We start from the raw sequence: 17578 nt of genomic DNA, 5'->3' as shown, positions 1-17578 counted from the left end.
TGGGGAAGATGTGATTGATCAGAGAAGTTGTTGTTGCATCCGCCTTACCCTGTCTTCTAATTGTTCAGACGACATATTTTCACGCATACTGTCTACTTTTATCGGAAAACAGAATGGGGTAAGTTGTTTAGGAAATTGAAGGATAATTTTTCCATGTACAATCCTGTTTAAGGCATTTCTTAGTCTTATTTCTTCCATCTGCTGGTCGAACACTTCCTGGTAAGCCTGTCTGAGTAAAAGATTATTGGGCTCATAATCACTGAACACTTTAAATAGTAAAGATGCAGATGACTGCAGGTGCCTGGCTTTTTTCTGTTCACCCGGAAACCCTTGAAATATTAATCCGCCTATAACGGCAATATCCCTGAACTTTCTTTTGGCCATTTCAATGGAGTTCACGCTTTGCGTGATATCCTGTAATAAATTATCGGTACTGAATAATTCTTTTACATTGCTGTCATCTAACGGAATAGGCTGATCACTCAGGAGTTCAAAACCATAGTCATTCATCACAAAAGAAAAAGTAATGGGCATTAATCTGCTCATCCGCCAGGCGAGCAATGCTGCCATGGCTTCATGAACAAGCCGGCCTTCAAACGGGTATACAAATAAATGAAAACCATCTTTGGTTTCAATTTGCTCTATCAGTAGCTCATTTTCTTTCGGAATATGTGACAAAGATTCCTGCAATTCAAATAATGGTGCAAGTGCCAATAATTCTGGTTCATCAGCGTTAGCAAGAAGTGCCCGGTCGAATGTTTTGCGTAACATGAGCCCGAGATTAGCACTTAAAGGCATACGACCACCCATCCAACTTGGTACGATCGTTTTTTTTGAATTAGAAAGTTTTACAGTTACCGTCATTTCCTTGATGCCGATCAACTCCAAATTGCGACCAGCAAGTGTAAATACAGTTCCTGGTTCTAATCTACTGATAAACCACTCTTCAATTACACCAATGAATTTGCCATTCATCAGTTTTACTTTCAGCATGGCATCGCTTACAATGGTACCAATATGCATCCGATGGCGCATAGCTATTCTTCTGCTTGTTATGCTATAAATGCCATTGATGATTTCTACTTTCCTGTATTCATCATATTGCTGAAGTGCCGTGCCACCCTGGGTTATATGAAGTAGGGTGTCTTGCCATTCCTGCTCCTGTATATCGGCAAAGCAATAAGTACTTTTTATTTCTTCCAATATTTCATTTGGCCTAAAACCTTCGCTGATGGCAAGGGTGCAGAGGTATTGTAAGAGAACATCATAGGCAAGTAAAACAGGGTCGCGACTTTCAATAACATTTGTTTTTGTAGCAGCTTTTAAAGCCGCTGCTTCTACCAGTTCGAGTGAATGGGTTGGAAGAAAAAATATGCGGCTCACTTCACCCGGTCCATGGCCACTTCTTCCGGCACGCTGTAAAAAACGGGCAACCCCTTTGGGCGATCCGACTTGTATTACCGTATCTACCGGACGGAAGTCAACACCCAAATCAAGACTGGCAGTACAAACAACTGCTTTTAATTTTTGTGTATGTAAAGCGTCTTCCACCCATTCCCTTAACTCCTGTTCAATACTTCCATGGTGCAGAGCAATAGCGCCAGCAAGTTGAGGGGCAACAGTTAGTAGTGTCTGATACCAGGTTTCTGTCATGCCCCGCGTATTGATAAAAATCAAAGTTGTATTGCTTTCTTCAATGATGGGTACAATTTGGTGAGCCAGTTTTATACCCAGGTGACCAGCCCAGGGGTACTTTTCTATTTCATCCGGAATAATCGATTTTATGTCAATTTGCTTTTCTACCTGTGCACGTATAATCACTCCTTTTTTCTTTAAGGGTGATAACAAAACATCTTTGGCTTGCTCGAGGTTACCGATAGTTGCACTGATACCCCATAGAGAAAGTGTTTGTTTATTTATTTTGGAAAGAGCGGTCAAACGCGAAACAGCAAGCTCAACCAATACGCCTCTTTTGCCCCCTAATAACTCATGCCATTCATCAATGGCGATTATTTGCAGGGTTTTAAAAACATCAGGATATCCTTTTTGTGCTAACAGTAAATGCAGGCTTTCTGGTGTAATAATCAATACCTCCGGCATATTTCTTTTTTGGCGCTGTCTTTCAGCGGTATCAGTATCGCCATTACGAACACCAACCTGCCAGGGAACATCAATTTCACGCAAAGCTTCCTGCATTGCACGTGATATATCTTTTGCAAGTGCCCTTAGCGGGGTTACCCATAATAGTTGTAATCCATTCTTTTTAACGGAGCGAAAATCTGTTGGGTGCTGATTGATATAATTGATGAGGGCACCCAAAAAAACAGAAAATGTTTTACCACAACCAGTCGGTGCATTTACCAATCCGCTTTCACCTTGTATTATATGCTTCCATGTTTCTTCCTGAAATGCAAAAGGCTTATGTCTTTTAGAAGACAACCATGCAGATATTATTTTATAACCAGGTGTTTGTTGGAGCTTCATTTTCCGTATACAGCCAGTAGCTGTTTTAAGTCGTCTAAAGTATTGATTTCATCAGGTTTTTTATCTTTCCGCCACCTGTTTATTCTTGGGAACCGTAGAGATACTCCACTCTTATGCCTGTTAGAAGCTGCAATTCCTTCAAATGCAATTTCGAAAACAAGTTCCGGTTTAACTGTTCTTACAGGCCCGAATTTTTCAATGGCATTGTTTTTTACAAAAGCATCTACTAAAGCAAATTCTTTATCTGTGAGTCCGGAATAGGCTTTTGTAAAACTTACCAATTTATCGCCATCTCTTACAGCGAATGTATAATCCGTATACAGGTTGCTTCTTCTTCCATGTCCTTTTTGGGCATAGATCATAACTGCATCAATGGTTAATGGATCTATTTTCCATTTCCACCAATCCCCTGTTTTTCTACCCACTTGGTAGCTGCCAGATTTTCTTTTAAGCATTAGTCCTTCAGCAGCCTTATTTCTTGCATTTGTTCTGATTACCGTTAATTCCTGCCAATTGGTAAATGCAATGGCATCAGAAAGTAAAAGGGTAGGGCTGTCGCCAAATTGTTTTAGTAATGCTTCAAGATATTTTCTTCTTTCTGTAGTAGGTAAATGTCTTATGTCATTTCCTTCCCATTCTAATATATCGTAGGCGAAAAATGCTACTGGTGCTTCCTGGAGTTGTTTTTTACTGATGTTTTTTCTTCCTATCCTGGTCTGTAAAACACTAAAGGGAAGGGGTACACCATCTTTTGCGGGCATTATTTCTCCATCCAATACTGTTCCCTCTGGCAACTGTGCAGCAAATGCAAGGTATTCGGGAAATTTATCGGTCATTAATTCTTCTCCGCGGCTCCATACATAATGTTCGCCATTCCTTTTAATAATCTGACCACGTATACCATCCCATTTCCATTCTGCTAACCATTCATCCGGAGCACCTAATTCTTCCAATGATTTATCCAGTGCATGAGCTAAGTAAAAAGGGTATGGCTTTGAGAAATCAGTAGCTGTATTACCTTCTAATACCAATGATTCAAAAGTCATCTGCTGCGGATCCCAATTTCCACTGATCCTATGAGCAATCAAAGAGGCATCGGTTTTAGTTAATTTCGATAAGGCATTTACCATCATTTTTTGTGAGATGCCAATCCGAAATCCTCCTGTAATTAATTTATTGAACACAAATAGTTCATCTTTCGATAATAATGACCAGGCGTTTGTGATGAAAGATTTTTTATCTGCTTCATCCTTACTTTGTAAATCAATAAGGGCTTCAACATAATGATATAATGGTAGACTTTCCTTATCTAATTCAGGCGCAGGGATGAGTAAGCCAATTGTTTCGGCAAGATCACCTACCGTATGATAACATTCTTCAAACAGCCATTCTTTAATATCCGTTATTTCAACGCACCATTGTTTGAGTTGTGTAGTGGTAACAGTTCGTTTGGGTCTTCTACCTGTGAATAAAGCAATTACCCATACTTTGTCTTTTGAAGCTGCAGTAGAAAAATAGGCAGAAACTGCCTGTAGTTTTTCGTTTGTACCTGAAGAACTGCCCAATTCTTTTACCAATGATGCAAATGCTTTCATATTTCATCATGGTTTTCTTTGAGTAATATATCTTCCTCTCCATAAGCCGTTTTAACTTCTGCGGCCTCAATACCTTTTTCATTTAGATAGCGACTTAATACCGACTGAAACCCATGTGTTACAAAAACTTTTGAAGCACCAGTCGCATTAATAGCTGCAAGTAATCCATTCCAGTCGGCATGATCACTTAAAGCAAATCCTGCATCTGTATTATTTCTTCTAAAGTTTCCCCTTACCTGCATCCAACCACTACATACTGCAGTGGAATAAGGTTGAAATTTCTTCATCCAGCTACTTTCAAGAGCGCCTGGTGGAGCTATGATAACCGATTTGCTAAATGTTGCTTTGGGCATTTCTGGTGTAACTTTTTGTACCTGAGGAAGTGAAATGCCATGATCCTGTAAGGCCTTATGTGTGTTCCAGATAGCACCATGTACAAAAATTTTATCCGTAACAGGACTTATCGCCTGCAAAATTCTTTGTGCCTTTCCTAAGCTGTAGGCAACCAGTATACTGACTTTATTATTTTCCTGGTTTTGACTAATCCATTGCCCGATTTTGTCGAACATTTTTTGTTGTGGTTCCCATTGATAAATGGGTAATGCAAAAGTGGATTCTGTAATGAATGTATGGCAGGGTACCGCTTCAAAGCTACCGCTGATACCATCGGGTTCTGTTTTATAATCACCACTCACGACACATATTTCACCTTTATATTCAAGACGTATTTGTGAAGAGCCAATGATATGTCCGGCAGGATGCAAGGAAATTTTTACGCCGTTTTTATAGAGCGGTTCACCCCAATTTATGGCTTGTGCATTGATGTTACCAAGTCTTAGACCTAATATTGGCAGCGTATCTGTATGACATAAATAATGTGCAGAACCCCAGCGTGCATGATCGCTGTGTGCATGGGTAATAACGGCAAAATCAACCGGACGCCAGGGGTCAATATAAAAGCCTCCTGGGTTACAGTAAAGTCCTTTTTCTGTAAAACTAATTAGTGGCATTTCCGGTTATTAAATTGGCAAATAAAATGGCAGACTTGTAATAGTTGAACTAAAGCCATACCCATAAATTTAATCAGATTGTATGAGTCAGGGTGCAGGTTTATAAGGATTGACTGATATTTTTAATTTCCGGCATTTGTCCGAACAATATTTCACTTCATTCCAGACTTTTTCCCATTTTTTACGCCAACTAAATGGCCGATTGCAGGTTGCGCAGGTCTTTTGGGGTAGCTGTGATTTATTGCCTTTGAATGTTTTCACATCCTGATCAACAAGTAAAAGAATATTTTGTTGAATGCTGTTTAATTAACGGAGCGAATTTGCCCATCTATTTTGCGGATATAATAGAGCTTTTTATTTTCCAGGTAATCAACCGCATTTGGGCTTGTACTGTAAGGATGAACTGGTTGGATGTTTAAATCATTAAACTGTTTAAAACTATTGTCGTTGATATTAGCCAGGAACTGATTACCATGTTTCAATAATAGTTTGGTAAAATGGTACATTGCTTCAAAACCTTTGAATACCATATCACTTGGCCTGCCAGAAAATTTGGTACGGTATGTATTGGTGATTTCAAGTCCAAGTTTATCTGTCCTAACAAAATGATAAGGCGTTGTATAAATGATTTCAATATTTCTGTCTACCCCTCTTAAAGCATCCCAGGTAGGCATACCCATTGCAATACTTCTGTATCGTTTCGATTCACTTAATGATTTTACCAGATTGATACCAAAAGTTTCATTGAGTGAGCCGCAAATAATGAGGTTTTGTTTGTTGCTGTCTAAATATTGAATTACATCGCTGGTAGTAAAACTATCTGTTAATTCAACCGTTTTAATTTTTAAAGGAACGCCTGAATTGCTTTTGCCAATTTCATTGAATGTGGATTGTATCAGGTCTTCAACGGCACCATTTCTTCTGAACATGGTAAAATTGCTGGTAGGGTAAACACGTTGCAGGTAGCGATAGATGCCTTCCAGGTGTGTTTTTAGCGTGGGGTTGATGATTATAAAGTACGGGTTTTCTGTAATGCCGCCATCATTTGGGTAGGTTGGTGATATCAGAGGAATTTCAAACTCCAGTGCAAAATTGGCCAGTTCCTGGATTTCGGTTCTGCTGCTAAAAGAGGCAATAATTAATGACGCCTCCTTTAATGTGCTGTCAGCTATTGCGGTACTAATTCCGTTTGGTGCTTTGGTATCATAAAAGACTACTTCAACCGGAGCCTCTTCATTACCAAGTGAATCTATGGCCAGCATCACTCCATTATAAAAATCCAGACCGGGCATCATATACCTGGGAAGTATCTGGCTGCCTAACCTGTAAGTACCATCTTGTGTAAATACAGAGTCCAGATACACTGGTGCAAATACAGCAATCTTGTGTATTTTTTTATCGGTTGTTTGTGCAGTAAGACTTACACTCACCAATAAAAGGCAAAGCACTAATTGTATGATATTTGGTCTTAACCCCATGTATTTTAAAACTATTCCCATTCAATGGTTGCAGGTGGTTTACTGCTGATATCGTAAACAACCCTGTTTATTCCTCTTACATTGTTAATGATTTCATTAGAAACATGTGCAAGGAATTCATAAGGCAGGTGTGCCCAGTCTGCGGTCATACCATCTACTGAAGTTACGGCTCTTAATGCAACTGTGAACTCATAAGTACGCTCATCTCCCATAACGCCTACACTTTTAACAGGTAATAGAATAGCGCCAGCCTGCCAAACCTGGGTATATAGGTTATGTGATTTGAGTGCTTTGATATAAATATCATCAGCGGCCTGTAATAATGCTACTTTCTCCGCGGTAACTTCTCCTAATATCCTGATAGCCAATCCAGGTCCAGGGAATGGATGTCTGTTAATCATATCTGCAGGTATGCCCAGTTCAAGTCCAACTCTTCTTACTTCATCTTTAAACAAATAACGTAATGGTTCTACCAGATCAAGGTGCATGGTGTCCGGTAAGCCGCCTACATTGTGGTGCGATTTAATTGTCTGAGATGGACCATGTACACTTACGCTTTCAATTACATCGGGGTAAATGGTACCCTGACCGAGGAATCGAACACCTGCTACTTTTTTTGCTTCTTCCTGAAACACATCAATAAACAATCCACCAATTACTTTTCGTTTAGCTTCAGGGTCTGTTTTGTCTTTAAATGCATCGTAGAATAATTGTTTGGCATCTATTCCCGTTACATTTAAGCCGATTGTTTTATAGGTATCCAGTACTTGCTGAAATTCATCTTTTCTCAATACGCCATTATCTACAAAAATTCCGTGCAGTCTATCGCCGATGGCTTTACTGATTAAAGTAGCTGCAACCGTACTGTCAACTCCACCACTCAGCGCCATGATTACGTGGTGGTCGCCGATTTGTTGTTTTAACTGTTCAACAGTTTCATGGATAAAAGAAGCGGGAGTCCAATCTTGTTTACATCCACAAATATTCACCAGAAAATTGCGGATTATTTTTTTGCCCTCTGTTGAATGATAAACTTCCGGGTGAAACTGGATGCCGAATAAAGCACAGGTATCATTGGTTGTTTTCTTGAAAGCTGCAATTGGAATACTTTCAGTAATCGCAGTTATTTCAAATCCTTCAGGTAAGGCAACGATTGAGTCGCTGTGGCTCATCCAAACCTGTGAATGGTTGGCAATTCCCATTAATAACTGGTCTTCTTGCTGAATTTCCAGTTTAGCCCTTCCATATTCTCTTTTATTAGATTTATCGACCCTGCCGCCAAAGTTTTTTGCGGTTAACTGGGCTCCATAACACACTCCGAGTACAGGTACTTTACCGATCATTGCGGCAATATCAACATTTGGTGCATTTTCCTCATTTACGCTGAATGGTGATCCACTTAAAATGATGCCTTTTAGGCCTTCTTCAAAGGTAAAAGCCTTATGAAAAGGGATGATTTCACAGTATACATTGGCTTCACGAACGGCGCGGGCAATCAGTTGGGTATACTGACTACCAAAATCAAGTATGAGGATTTTTTCTGTCATGGCGCGAAGGTAAATGAATTTTTGGAGGCGCTCAAGTGTATCAGCGGTTATAAAAAGACGGGGAATGGTATAGGATTCCCTGAGCTTTTTGATATTTTCGGGTTCTTAAAACAATGCTATGAGAACTTTATTGGTGATTTTGGCCATTATGGTCACTGCTGCTTCCTGTATATTTCTGGATGGCGAACGGGTAACAGGAAACGGGAACATCACTGTAGAAGATCGTGTTGGTTTGAATGCACATCGGATAAAACTGGCCGGTTTTATGGATGTGGAGCTTCGTCAGGGAACCGGAACAGAGGTAAAAGTAGAAGCAGATGATAACCTGCAGGAATATATCATTACAGAAATGGATGAGGGTGTTTTGGTGATTAAAACCAGAAATAATGTGCGGATGATCAATAGTGAGCGGATTAAGATATACATCACTACGGACCGACTGGAGCTCTTAACCTTATCCGGATCCGGTAATATCATTGGTATGGATAAGTTTACTGGTTCAGACAGGTTGAAATTGCGGGTTTCGGGAGTTGGTGACCTGAAGTTGGATCTGAATACGCCTGAACTTGAAGCTGAAATAAGTGGTAGTGGATCATTGGCTTTATCAGGTGAAACCCGGGATGCAAAAATCACGATTAATGGGGTAGGTAATTGTAATGCAGACAATTTAAAGGCAGAAAATGCCACTGTGAAAATATCAGGAAGTGGAGACGTGAAAATATTTGCCGATAGCAAGCTGGATATAACCATTCGGGGAGTTGGGTCTGTTTATTATAAAGGTGAGGCCTCCGTATCACAAAAAATAAGTGGTAGCGGGGAGGTCAAACGTTTGGAAGAATAAAAGATCAGGTAACTCAAATGGGTTACCTTTTTTATTTGAAGTAATTAACCTTATCCCCTGAAAATATAGTACGACGTTAAAGCCGATGTTATGAATTGGAAAGAAAGGATTTTATTGATATTGCTGGCCAGTGTAAACTTTACCCACATCCTCGATTTTATGGTGATGATGCCCCTGGGTAATTTCCTGATGCCTTACTTTAAAATTAGCCCCGCACAGTTTAGTGTAATAGTAGCTTCCTACAGTATCAGTGCTGCAACATCTGGTTTTGCCGCCGCTTTTTTTGTAGATCGTTTTGATCGAAAAAAGGTATTGTTATTTGGATATACCGGGTTTATAATCGGAACCATTTGCTGTGGTATTGCACCTAGTTATCTTCTTCTGCTTGCGGCACGTATTACTGCAGGATTATTTGGCGGTCTAATCGGGGCGCAGGTATTAAGTATTGTGGCAGATAGTTTCCCTTATGAGAAAAGGGGGGAGGCAATGGGCATACTGTTTTCAGCCTTCTCACTTGCATCCATCGTAGGTGTACCGGCAGCCTTATACCTTGCAGGATGGTCAGGATGGCATACACCATTTTTGGCTATTGGTGGATTAGGGGTACTCATTATTATACTTTTGAGCAAATACCTGCCAGCCATGTCTGGTCATATTCACGGTGTTAGGGTAAAGCCATTAGAAATGCTGAAAAATGTGGTTAGTAGCCGAAAACAATTAGTAGCACTTGGATTGTCAGGTGCATTGATGTTGGGGCACTTCCTGATTATTCCTTTCTTAAATCCATACATGGAATTCAATGTTGGATTTACGGATACACAGCGGAATATGATTTATATGGTTGGTGGACTCGCAACATTTTTTACCTCGCCGCTGATAGGAAAGCTTGCAGATAAGTATGGTAAGCATAATACATTTATCTTTTTTGCCCTCGTATCACTGGTGCCAATCTTCTTAATAACCAATATGCCGGCAATTAAATACTATTATGTATTGATGGTTACCGGTATCTGGTTTGTATTGAGTACTGGTAGGGGTATTCCGGCGCAAGCTATTATCAGTAATGTGGTACCCGCAGAGCAAAGAGGAAGTTTTATGAGCTTCAATGGTTCAATACAACAACTATTTTCAGGTATAGCATCGCTGATCGCCGGTGCCATAGTTATCAGCAAACCAGATCATACCATCGTGCATTATTCCTGGGTAGGCTATCTCAGCATAGCTATCGTGCTAAGCTCAGTATTCATTGCGCGTAAGTTATTGCAGTATGAAAGGGCAGGGAGTTTATAGTCGATAGTCCATGGTCCATGGTCCATAGTCCATAGCAGAACAACTACTATGGTCTATGGACTATCGACTATGGACCAAGATAACTACCTCAATCTAAACACCGGATACCTCATGTGTGCGGGTTCGTAGTAGGGTGATTGCTTGTAGACAAAATCCAGTTGCGCATTTGCGTTGGCGGCAAATTTTTCGTCGGCTTTTTTCTTGTTTTCCAATTCGGTTCTTAAGGCAGGATTTGCGGCCAGATATGCTGCTGCAACATCTTCCCAGCGATAATTACTGTAACCTTCTTTTTGTTGCAGTATCGCATCAAAAAAGTTCCAGGAAAAATAACTGTCGTCTGCTCCTGGTTCCAGGGTTTCAATTAAGAAACGGTCGGCGGCCTGACCGGTATAAATAAGGTAGTCGCCTTTCAGGAATTGTATTTTTTCGGTATGGGTAGTAAACTTCATGCCCGATTGTCTGTAATGCTTTTCAAAAACCCTTGTAGAAGTACGGTAATCGCCCAGTTTAGCTACTTCCACTTCAATAACCGTATCAGCTTTCAGTCTTTGCATGTTTACCTTATTGATCTCCAGCAAACTGATTACTTCATGCCAACCTTGTGGAATCAGGTAAGCTGTTGGTTTTTTAACCCATTGCTCGCCTTTAAAATAATTGTAGTATTTGATTTCTTTGGTGTAAGGCTTTGTTCTGTCGTAATAGGTACGTTTCATACCTGTTACATCACTGATTTTTTGGCCTGATTCATATCCGAGGAATTTCACTATATCATGTTTAGAAGTATCAACGCGGTATGTCAAAGGGAATTCCTGTTGATTACGAACAGATTCAATGGCTTTTTTTCTTGTTTCTTTAATAGCAGTAGCTTGCTTGGTGGTTTCTTCAATAAAAGTCTGCATCAATGCATAAGTGCTTTTAACCCTTTGTTCAAAGGGTTTCAGCATATGCGTTTCGGGCATAAAAGCCATTGTTTGAAAAAGGGTTGCATAACCACTACTGTACCTTGGGGCATCATAAAAACCCACCCAGTTTCTTTCCGGATTTCCTCCTTCAAAACTTACATAAGGCACCAATGGCCAGTTTTTTTCCTGCATGCCTTTATATAATGATGGCTCTAATACATCATGCAGGTATTCACCCATTACAGTTCCTAATTTACTATGCTGTGAAGTAAGCAGGGTCATGGTATGCTGGTAATCGGCACCATCGCTTACATGGTTGTCGACAAGTATATCCGGATTGAGGAAATGAAAGATTTTAGCGAATTCTTTAGCGTTCCTGCTATCACTTTTAATAAAATCCCGGTTCAGGTCGAGGTTCTGCGCATTGCCCCTGAAGCCATAACTGAGTGGTCCTTCCTGGTTTACCCTTGAAAAACGATTCCTGTTCAAACTGCCTCCTATATTGTATATAGGAATAATGCCCAACACCACATTGTTAGGTGCTTTTATTTTTCCAGTCACGAGATCACGCAATAACATCATACTTGCATCAATACCATCAGGCTCACCTGGGTGTATCCCATTATTGATCATAATCACCACTTTATTTTCCTTGTGCCATTGAATGGGATCGTGTTTTCCGTCTGTGCTGAAAAAAACGAGGTGCAGGGGATAACCCGCATCTGTTAACCCGAATTCCTTGATTTTAATGGTCGGAAATGCGGCATCCAATGCTTTGTAATAACGGATACAATTTTCATATGTAACCGTTTCCTTGCCAGCTGTTTTTTCAAAAACAGTTTCCCATTTCTGGGCAAATAATGCAGTTGCGAAGAATAGTTGTAGGAGAAGCAGTATTTTTTTCATTACTTTCAAGTTGAAAATTTATTCAAAGTAATGGAAAACCCGCATAGTATTTTACTTGTTGAGGATGAGGCAAAGCTGGGACAGATTATTCGTGATGAATTAAAGCGTCAGGGATACCTGGTTGACCTGGCTATAGACGGCCGTGAAGCCGAACAGGCTTTTAAGACTAAAACCTATTCTATTATACTGCTCGACGTAAACCTGCCCTATAAAAGTGGGCTTGAACTTTGTAAGGAATTCAGGCAGGCGAATAAAACTGTACCGATTGTGATGTTAACTGCAATAGGACAAATACAGGATAAAGTGGAAGCTTTTGATTTAGGAGCGGATGATTATCTGGTTAAACCATTTCATTTTGAAGAATTATTTGCCCGCGTTAAGGCATTACTGAAAAGAGCCGAAAAATCTCCCGAAGAAGAAAAGATAATAGTTGAGGACCTGATCATCGATATGAAAAATAAATCTGTGACAAGGGGAGAGCTGGAAATCAATCTTACGGCAAAGGAATTTACCCTGCTTACCTTGTTGGCCAGAAATCGCGATAGGGTGATCTCAAAGCAGGAAATACTGGAAAAAGTATGGGACCTCAGTTTTGATACAGGCACAAATACGATTGAAGTATACATTAGTTTCCTACGCAACAAAATTGATAAACCATTCGAACATAAACTGATCCTTACCAAACCGGGATTTGGTTATTATATCAAATAAATTATAACCAGGGATGAGTTTCAGACTCCGTTTTGCCCTTCGGTTCACTTTAGTCCTTGGACTGATACTGCTGATTAGTTTCGGTAGTATTTATTTTATTTATGGAAGTTTTCGTCAGCATGATTTTAGCAACCGGCTTAGTGCAGAAGCGGTAGATATGCATGATGTATTATCAAATAGCAGACATGCCGATTTGAATAGAATGGTGAAAGCAATTAATGAATTACATGGCGGGATCAGTGAATCGAGGGTTATAGCCATACGGGATTCTGCTAAACGGGTTTTTGTTACCGATCCAACTTATTCTGATAGTAATATTGTAGCGTCGCTTTTCGATAAAATCCAACCCGGTACCGATATATCTGAAAAATATGGTGACCGTCAATATATCGGGATGCATTTTACAAAGCCCAATATTCAAATGATCATTTCTGGTATCGACAAACCTGGCATGAAACGATTGCAGGTGCTTAGTATAATTCTGTTGGGTGTGTTTGCTGTGGCATTGATTGGTGCTGTATGGCTTTCATTTATTTTCAGCAACCAGGTGGTAAAACCCATTCTGGCACTGAGCAAACAAATGGAAGCAAGTTCAGTAGTAGATCTCCGCAAACGAATTCCTGAAAATGGAGAATTCGCAGAAGTGAACCTGATTGCAAAAAATTTCAATGAAATGCTGGTCAGGCTGGAAAAAACCTTCGAATTCCAGCGAAGTTTTGTACACCATGCTTCGCATGAACTAAGAACTCCGCTTGCCACCATGCTGTCGCATACAGAATCTGCATTGGCTAACCGCCTTACAGAAGAAGAATACCGGATTGTTTTGGGCTCATTAAGACAGGATCATGAGCGAATGATCGAACTAACCAATTCTTTGTTGTTGATTTCTCAGTTTGAACAGCAAGGGTTTGATCAATCATGGCCAGTGTGCAGGATAGATGAAATTTTGTACGATAAGATCAGTATCAACATGAAAATGTTTCCTGATTTGAGTATTTCCCTTGTGTTCCTCAATACTCCCTCTTCTGATGATGATCTTACAATAAAAGGCAATGAAGCATTGCTGAAGTCAATGTTCAGTAACCTCATTCGCAACGGATATTATTACTCTACGAATAAAAAGGTGGAGATATTATTGGAAATAGCAGACAAGTCAGTGATGGTTCATGTAGATACGAAAGGGGAGCATCTGGATGAAACAGAGCGGGAAAAGATCATGATGCCTTTTTTCCGTGGAAATACTGCCCGTCAGAAAAAAACCGCTGGAGCAGGATTGGGCCTCACCATTGTTCAGCGAATCATTAACATGCATAAGGGCTCATTGAAATATTCCGCTATGCCAAACCAGGTAAATCGGTTCACAGTAATATTGCCTAAAGCAAAAGATGTATAAATAAAAAAAACCAGCCAAAGGCTGGTTAGTTATTTTTAGACTTAATTACTTAATAATTAAGCAGTTGCTGTAGCTTTCTTAGCCAGTTTGCTCTTCAGGTTAGCAGCTTTGTTTTTGTGGATAATACCACGCTTTGCTAACTTGTCGATCATAGAAACAACGTCAGGAAGTTGCTCGGTATACGCCTTTGCATCGGTACCGGCTTTCAGGTCGCGGATAGCGTTACGGGTTGTTTTACCATAATAACGGTTACGATCGCGACGCTTAGCAGCTTGTCTCACATCTTTCTTAGTAGCTGAATGATTTGCCATGTTCTGTTTTTTTCAGGACGGCAAAGGTAAGGACTGGAAGCCAAAAAGGGAAATTTTTTTTAAAAAAGTCGGAAAGTCCGGGAGTCCGGAAGTCCGAAAGTACATATTTTGGACAGGATAATGCCCTCCCCCCTCAATTCTCCCGGACTTTCGGACCTTCCGACTTCCGGACTCTCCCCCCATTTCTTTCTGACTTTCCGACTTCCGGACTATTCCTCCCTCATTTCTTCCGGACTTTCCGACTTTCCGACTTCCGGACTCTCCCCCCCAAATTGGTTAAAATTTAGGCATTTTTTCTGCCTTCAATGACCGATATTTGCCAACCTGAATTTTCAATAGGAAGTATAATATCTACCCATGAAGGATTTTTCGTATATCACAAACTCACATCCAGCCTATATTGAGCGTCTTTACCAGGAATTTATTCAGAACCCGGAGTCTATCGATCCCGATATGAAAAAGTTCTTTGAAGGGTTCGATTTCGCCGTAGCAAATGGTTCTGGTGCACAGGCAAATTTGAATGGAGCATCTTCAGGAACAGATAGTGGGATTGATTGGATGAAAGAGATTAAAGTATACCGTTTAATCCTGGGGTATCGGAACAAAGGACATTTACTTTCTAAAACAAATCCAATCCGCGCAAGAAAAGACAGAGGCGCTAACCTTGAGTTGTCTTTTTTTGGTTTATCAGAAGCGGATATGAACACCGTTTACCAGGCAGGTAACCTGATTGGTTTAGGGGCAACTACACTTAAAAATATACTGAACCATCTTGAGAAATGCTATGCATCAAATGTTGGTATAGAATTCAAATATATCAGTGATCAGAAAAAAATAGACTGGCTCACCAATGAGATGGAAAGCAAGTTTACACAACCACTTTCACTCGATAAGAAAAAACGCATCCTGGAAAAACTTAACCAGGGCGTTATGTTTGAGAAGTTTCTTCATACAAAATATATTGGTCAGAAAAGGTTTTCACTCGAAGGTGGAGAAACAACCATTGCTGCATTGGATAGCATCATCAATGTTGCTGCCAACAATGATGTACAGGAAGTAGTGATTGGAATGGCGCATAGGGGACGATTGAATGTTCTCGCCAATGTAATGGGAAAAACCTACGAACAAATATTCAGTGAATTTGAAGGCACTGCAGTAATGGATCAGACCATGGGTAGCGGCGACGTAAAATACCACATGGGATATGGCAGTGAAATACAAACACCCGACCAAAAAACCATCCACCTGAAACTGATGCCCAACCCTTCACATCTTGAAGCAGTTGATCCGGTGGTCGTTGGTTTTGCAAGAGCAAAAGCAGATGTTTTGTACAAAAGTGATTTCGATAAAATTCTTCCTATCCTGATACACGGTGATGCGTCTGTTGCCGGACAAGGTATCGTTTATGAGGTTTTGCAAATGAGCAGACTGCATGGTTATTACACAGGAGGAACCATACATTTTGTCATAAATAACCAAATCGGTTTCACAACCGATTTCGATGATGCAAGAAGTGCGGATTATTGTACTTCTATTGCTTCAATGATTCAGGCACCAGTGCTCCACGTAAATGGCGATGATGCTGAGGCCGTTGTGAAATGTGCAGAAATAGCCACCCGTTACCGTCAGGAATTTAATGCGGATATTTTCATTGACATGGTTTGCTATCGCAAACACGGACACAATGAAGGCGATGATCCAAAATATACCCAGCCTCAACTTTATGCACTGATCGATAAACACCAGAATCCACGCGAAATCTATACCCAGTTCCTGATGCAAAACGGTGAACCCGATGCACAACAACTGGCAAAAGAAATGGAGAAAAAATTCTGGGCCGATTTACAGGAACGTCTGGATGAAGTAAAACAAAATCCACTTCCCTATAAATACCAACAACCAGAACTGGTTTGGAAAAGCCTGGGCAAAGCTACAGAGGCCGATTTCGAGCAATCTCCTGATACGGCGATTACCCCTGAAGTATTCAAAACCTTGTTTGAAAAACTAATGCAATGGCCCGCTGATTTCAAACCGTTGAAAAAAGTGGAGAAACTGTTGCAGGATAAAATCAAACTCCTGGAAACAGAACAAAAAATTGACTGGGCAACCGCTGAACTACTTGCCTATGGATCAATATTGTTGGATGGAAATATTGTACGCATGAGCGGACAAGATGTTAAGCGTGGTACATTCAGCCATCGTCACGCAGTGTTGAGAGATGAAAACACCAATGAAGAATACAATCGCCTGAATCATTTTCAGGAAAACCAGGAAAAATTCAGGATTTACAATTCCTTATTAAGTGAATACGGTGTTTTAGGATTTGAATATGGATATGCCATGGCTAACCCGAATGCGCTCGTTATTTGGGAAGCTCAGTTTGGTGACTTCTGTAACGGTGCACAAACTATGATTGATCAGTTTATTTCGGCTGGTGAACAAAAATGGCAGCGTCAGAATGGAGTGGTGATGTTATTACCGCATGGATACGAAGGTCAGGGTCCGGAGCACAGTAGTGCCCGATTGGAGCGATTCCTGCAAATGTGTGCTGAACTGAATATGGTGATAACCAATATTACCACAGCCGCCAACCTGTTCCATTCACTTAGAAGACAACTCGCCTGGAACTTCCGTAAACCAATGATTAATTTTTCACCAAAAGCGAATCTCAGAAACCCTGGCACATACAGTAAAACGACTGATTTTACCAGTGGTGGTTTTAAAGAAGTAATTGATGACGCTTATGTTACTGATCCGGCACAGGTTAAAAAAGTGTTGCTCTGTAGCGGTAAAATATTCTATGAACTGGCAGACAAACAGGAAAAAGAAAACAGGGGAGATGTTGCTGTTGTAAGACTGGAACAAATCTATCCGTTGCCTCATAAGCAATTGGAAGCACTGTATAAGAAGTATAGTAAAGCAACCTGGTTCTGGGTTCAGGAAGAACCATTGAATATGGGAGCAGCTTCCTTCTTGCAAATGAACCTTAAAAACATCAATTTCGGAGTAATCAGCAGAAATGCGAGCGCTGCAACGGCAACAGGTTATGCTAAAGTGCATGCTGCAGAACAAGCAGAAATTATTAATACAGCTTTCGGTATCTAATCAAT

The 17578-nt window shown here is 40.4% G+C and carries 13 protein-coding genes; 5 read left to right on the top strand and 8 right to left on the bottom strand.

Annotated features, from left to right (window positions below; genetic code table 11):
* Positions 1–18: 18 nt before the first annotated feature.
* The 6 genes from ACH30E_RS15560 to guaA all read right to left on the bottom strand — a co-directional run bounded on the left by ACH30E_RS15560 (position 19) and on the right by guaA (position 8114).
* Complete coding sequence (locus tag ACH30E_RS15560) at positions 19–2484, bottom strand: ligase-associated DNA damage response DEXH box helicase (RefSeq protein ID WP_490825580.1); 2466 nt, start codon at positions 2482–2484, stop codon at positions 19–21.
* On the bottom strand, positions 2481–4079 hold the full coding sequence (locus ACH30E_RS15555; RefSeq protein WP_490825579.1) for an ATP-dependent DNA ligase: 1599 nt from the start codon (positions 4077–4079) through the stop codon (positions 2481–2483). The genes ACH30E_RS15560 and ACH30E_RS15555 overlap by 4 nt, the downstream gene beginning before the upstream one ends.
* On the bottom strand, positions 4076–5089 hold the full coding sequence (locus ACH30E_RS15550) for a ligase-associated DNA damage response exonuclease (protein ID WP_490825577.1): 1014 nt from the start codon (positions 5087–5089) through the stop codon (positions 4076–4078). The genes ACH30E_RS15555 and ACH30E_RS15550 overlap by 4 nt, the downstream gene beginning before the upstream one ends.
* Before the next feature lie 87 nt (positions 5090–5176).
* Positions 5177–5350 (bottom strand): DUF2256 domain-containing protein, encoded by a 174-nt coding sequence (locus tag ACH30E_RS15545; protein ID WP_366517231.1) that lies wholly within the window; start codon positions 5348–5350, stop codon positions 5177–5179.
* 41 nt (positions 5351–5391) lie between these two features.
* The gene (locus ACH30E_RS15540; protein ID WP_490847355.1) at positions 5392–6588 is read right to left on the bottom strand and encodes an ABC transporter substrate-binding protein; all 1197 of its coding nucleotides are present in this window, start codon (positions 6586–6588) and stop codon (positions 5392–5394) included.
* On the bottom strand, positions 6579–8114 hold the full coding sequence (gene guaA / locus ACH30E_RS15535; RefSeq protein ID WP_294991883.1) for a glutamine-hydrolyzing GMP synthase: 1536 nt from the start codon (positions 8112–8114) through the stop codon (positions 6579–6581). The genes ACH30E_RS15540 and guaA overlap by 10 nt, the downstream gene beginning before the upstream one ends.
* Positions 8115–8232: 118 nt before the next feature.
* Here guaA and ACH30E_RS15530 point away from each other — a divergent pair, with 118 nt between their 5' ends.
* A complete protein-coding gene (locus ACH30E_RS15530; RefSeq protein ID WP_294991880.1) occupies positions 8233–8955 on the top strand; it encodes a head GIN domain-containing protein in 723 nt (240 codons plus the stop codon).
* Positions 8956–9045: 90 nt separating this feature from the next.
* The gene (locus ACH30E_RS15525; RefSeq protein ID WP_490825573.1) at positions 9046–10245 is read left to right on the top strand and encodes an MFS transporter; all 1200 of its coding nucleotides are present in this window, start codon (positions 9046–9048) and stop codon (positions 10243–10245) included.
* Positions 10246–10328: 83 nt separating this feature from the next.
* On the opposite strand, the gene ACH30E_RS15520 is transcribed toward ACH30E_RS15525, so the two are convergent.
* Entirely contained in the window at positions 10329–12053 is a 1725-nt protein-coding gene (locus tag ACH30E_RS15520) for a M14 family metallopeptidase (protein ID WP_490825572.1), read from the bottom strand.
* A 30-nt stretch (positions 12054–12083) separates the two neighbouring features.
* Between ACH30E_RS15520 and ACH30E_RS15515 the strand changes: the two genes are divergently transcribed.
* Both ACH30E_RS15515 and ACH30E_RS15510 read left to right on the top strand, forming a co-directional pair.
* The gene (locus ACH30E_RS15515) at positions 12084–12764 is read left to right on the top strand and encodes a response regulator transcription factor (RefSeq protein WP_490825571.1); all 681 of its coding nucleotides are present in this window, start codon (positions 12084–12086) and stop codon (positions 12762–12764) included.
* Between the two features lie 13 nt (positions 12765–12777).
* A complete protein-coding gene (locus ACH30E_RS15510; protein ID WP_490825570.1) occupies positions 12778–14157 on the top strand; it encodes an ATP-binding protein in 1380 nt (459 codons plus the stop codon).
* Between the two features lie 56 nt (positions 14158–14213).
* On the opposite strand, the gene rpsT is transcribed toward ACH30E_RS15510, so the two are convergent.
* The gene (rpsT, locus tag ACH30E_RS15505; RefSeq protein WP_294991865.1) at positions 14214–14468 is read right to left on the bottom strand and encodes a 30S ribosomal protein S20; all 255 of its coding nucleotides are present in this window, start codon (positions 14466–14468) and stop codon (positions 14214–14216) included.
* Between the two features lie 357 nt (positions 14469–14825).
* On the opposite strand from rpsT, the gene ACH30E_RS15500 reads away from it, so the two are divergent.
* On the top strand, positions 14826–17573 hold the full coding sequence (locus ACH30E_RS15500; RefSeq protein WP_490825569.1) for a 2-oxoglutarate dehydrogenase E1 component: 2748 nt from the start codon (positions 14826–14828) through the stop codon (positions 17571–17573).
* The last annotated feature ends 5 nt before the right edge of the window (positions 17574–17578 follow it).

The sequence above is a fragment of the Sediminibacterium sp. FW305-C-61 genome (assembly GCF_058231065.1).
The sequence above is the reverse complement of the archived record's forward strand: the minus strand, read 5'-3'. Positions and strand labels throughout refer to the sequence as shown.

Bases quoted from the DNA above. Each gene is read 5' to 3' on its own strand.
- ACH30E_RS15560 (WP_490825580.1), bottom strand. From the start codon at position 2,484: ATGAAGCTCCAACAAACACCTGGTTATAAAATAATATCTGCATGGTTG.
- ACH30E_RS15555 (WP_490825579.1), bottom strand. From the start codon at position 4,079: ATGAAAGCATTTGCATCATTGGTAAAAGAATTGGGCAGTTCTTCAGGT.
- ACH30E_RS15550 (WP_490825577.1), bottom strand. From the start codon at position 5,089: ATGCCACTAATTAGTTTTACAGAAAAAGGACTTTACTGTAACCCAGGA.
- ACH30E_RS15540 (WP_490847355.1), bottom strand. From the start codon at position 6,588: ATGGGAATAGTTTTAAAATACATGGGGTTAAGACCAAATATCATACAA.
- guaA (WP_294991883.1), bottom strand. From the start codon at position 8,114: ATGACAGAAAAAATCCTCATACTTGATTTTGGTAGTCAGTATACCCAA.
- ACH30E_RS15530 (WP_294991880.1), top strand. From the start codon at position 8,233: ATGAGAACTTTATTGGTGATTTTGGCCATTATGGTCACTGCTGCTTCC.
- ACH30E_RS15525 (WP_490825573.1), top strand. From the start codon at position 9,046: ATGAATTGGAAAGAAAGGATTTTATTGATATTGCTGGCCAGTGTAAAC.
- ACH30E_RS15520 (WP_490825572.1), bottom strand. From the start codon at position 12,053: ATGAAAAAAATACTGCTTCTCCTACAACTATTCTTCGCAACTGCATTA.
- ACH30E_RS15515 (WP_490825571.1), top strand. From the start codon at position 12,084: ATGGAAAACCCGCATAGTATTTTACTTGTTGAGGATGAGGCAAAGCTG.
- ACH30E_RS15510 (WP_490825570.1), top strand. From the start codon at position 12,778: ATGAGTTTCAGACTCCGTTTTGCCCTTCGGTTCACTTTAGTCCTTGGA.
- rpsT (WP_294991865.1), bottom strand. From the start codon at position 14,468: ATGGCAAATCATTCAGCTACTAAGAAAGATGTGAGACAAGCTGCTAAG.
- ACH30E_RS15500 (WP_490825569.1), top strand. From the start codon at position 14,826: ATGAAGGATTTTTCGTATATCACAAACTCACATCCAGCCTATATTGAG.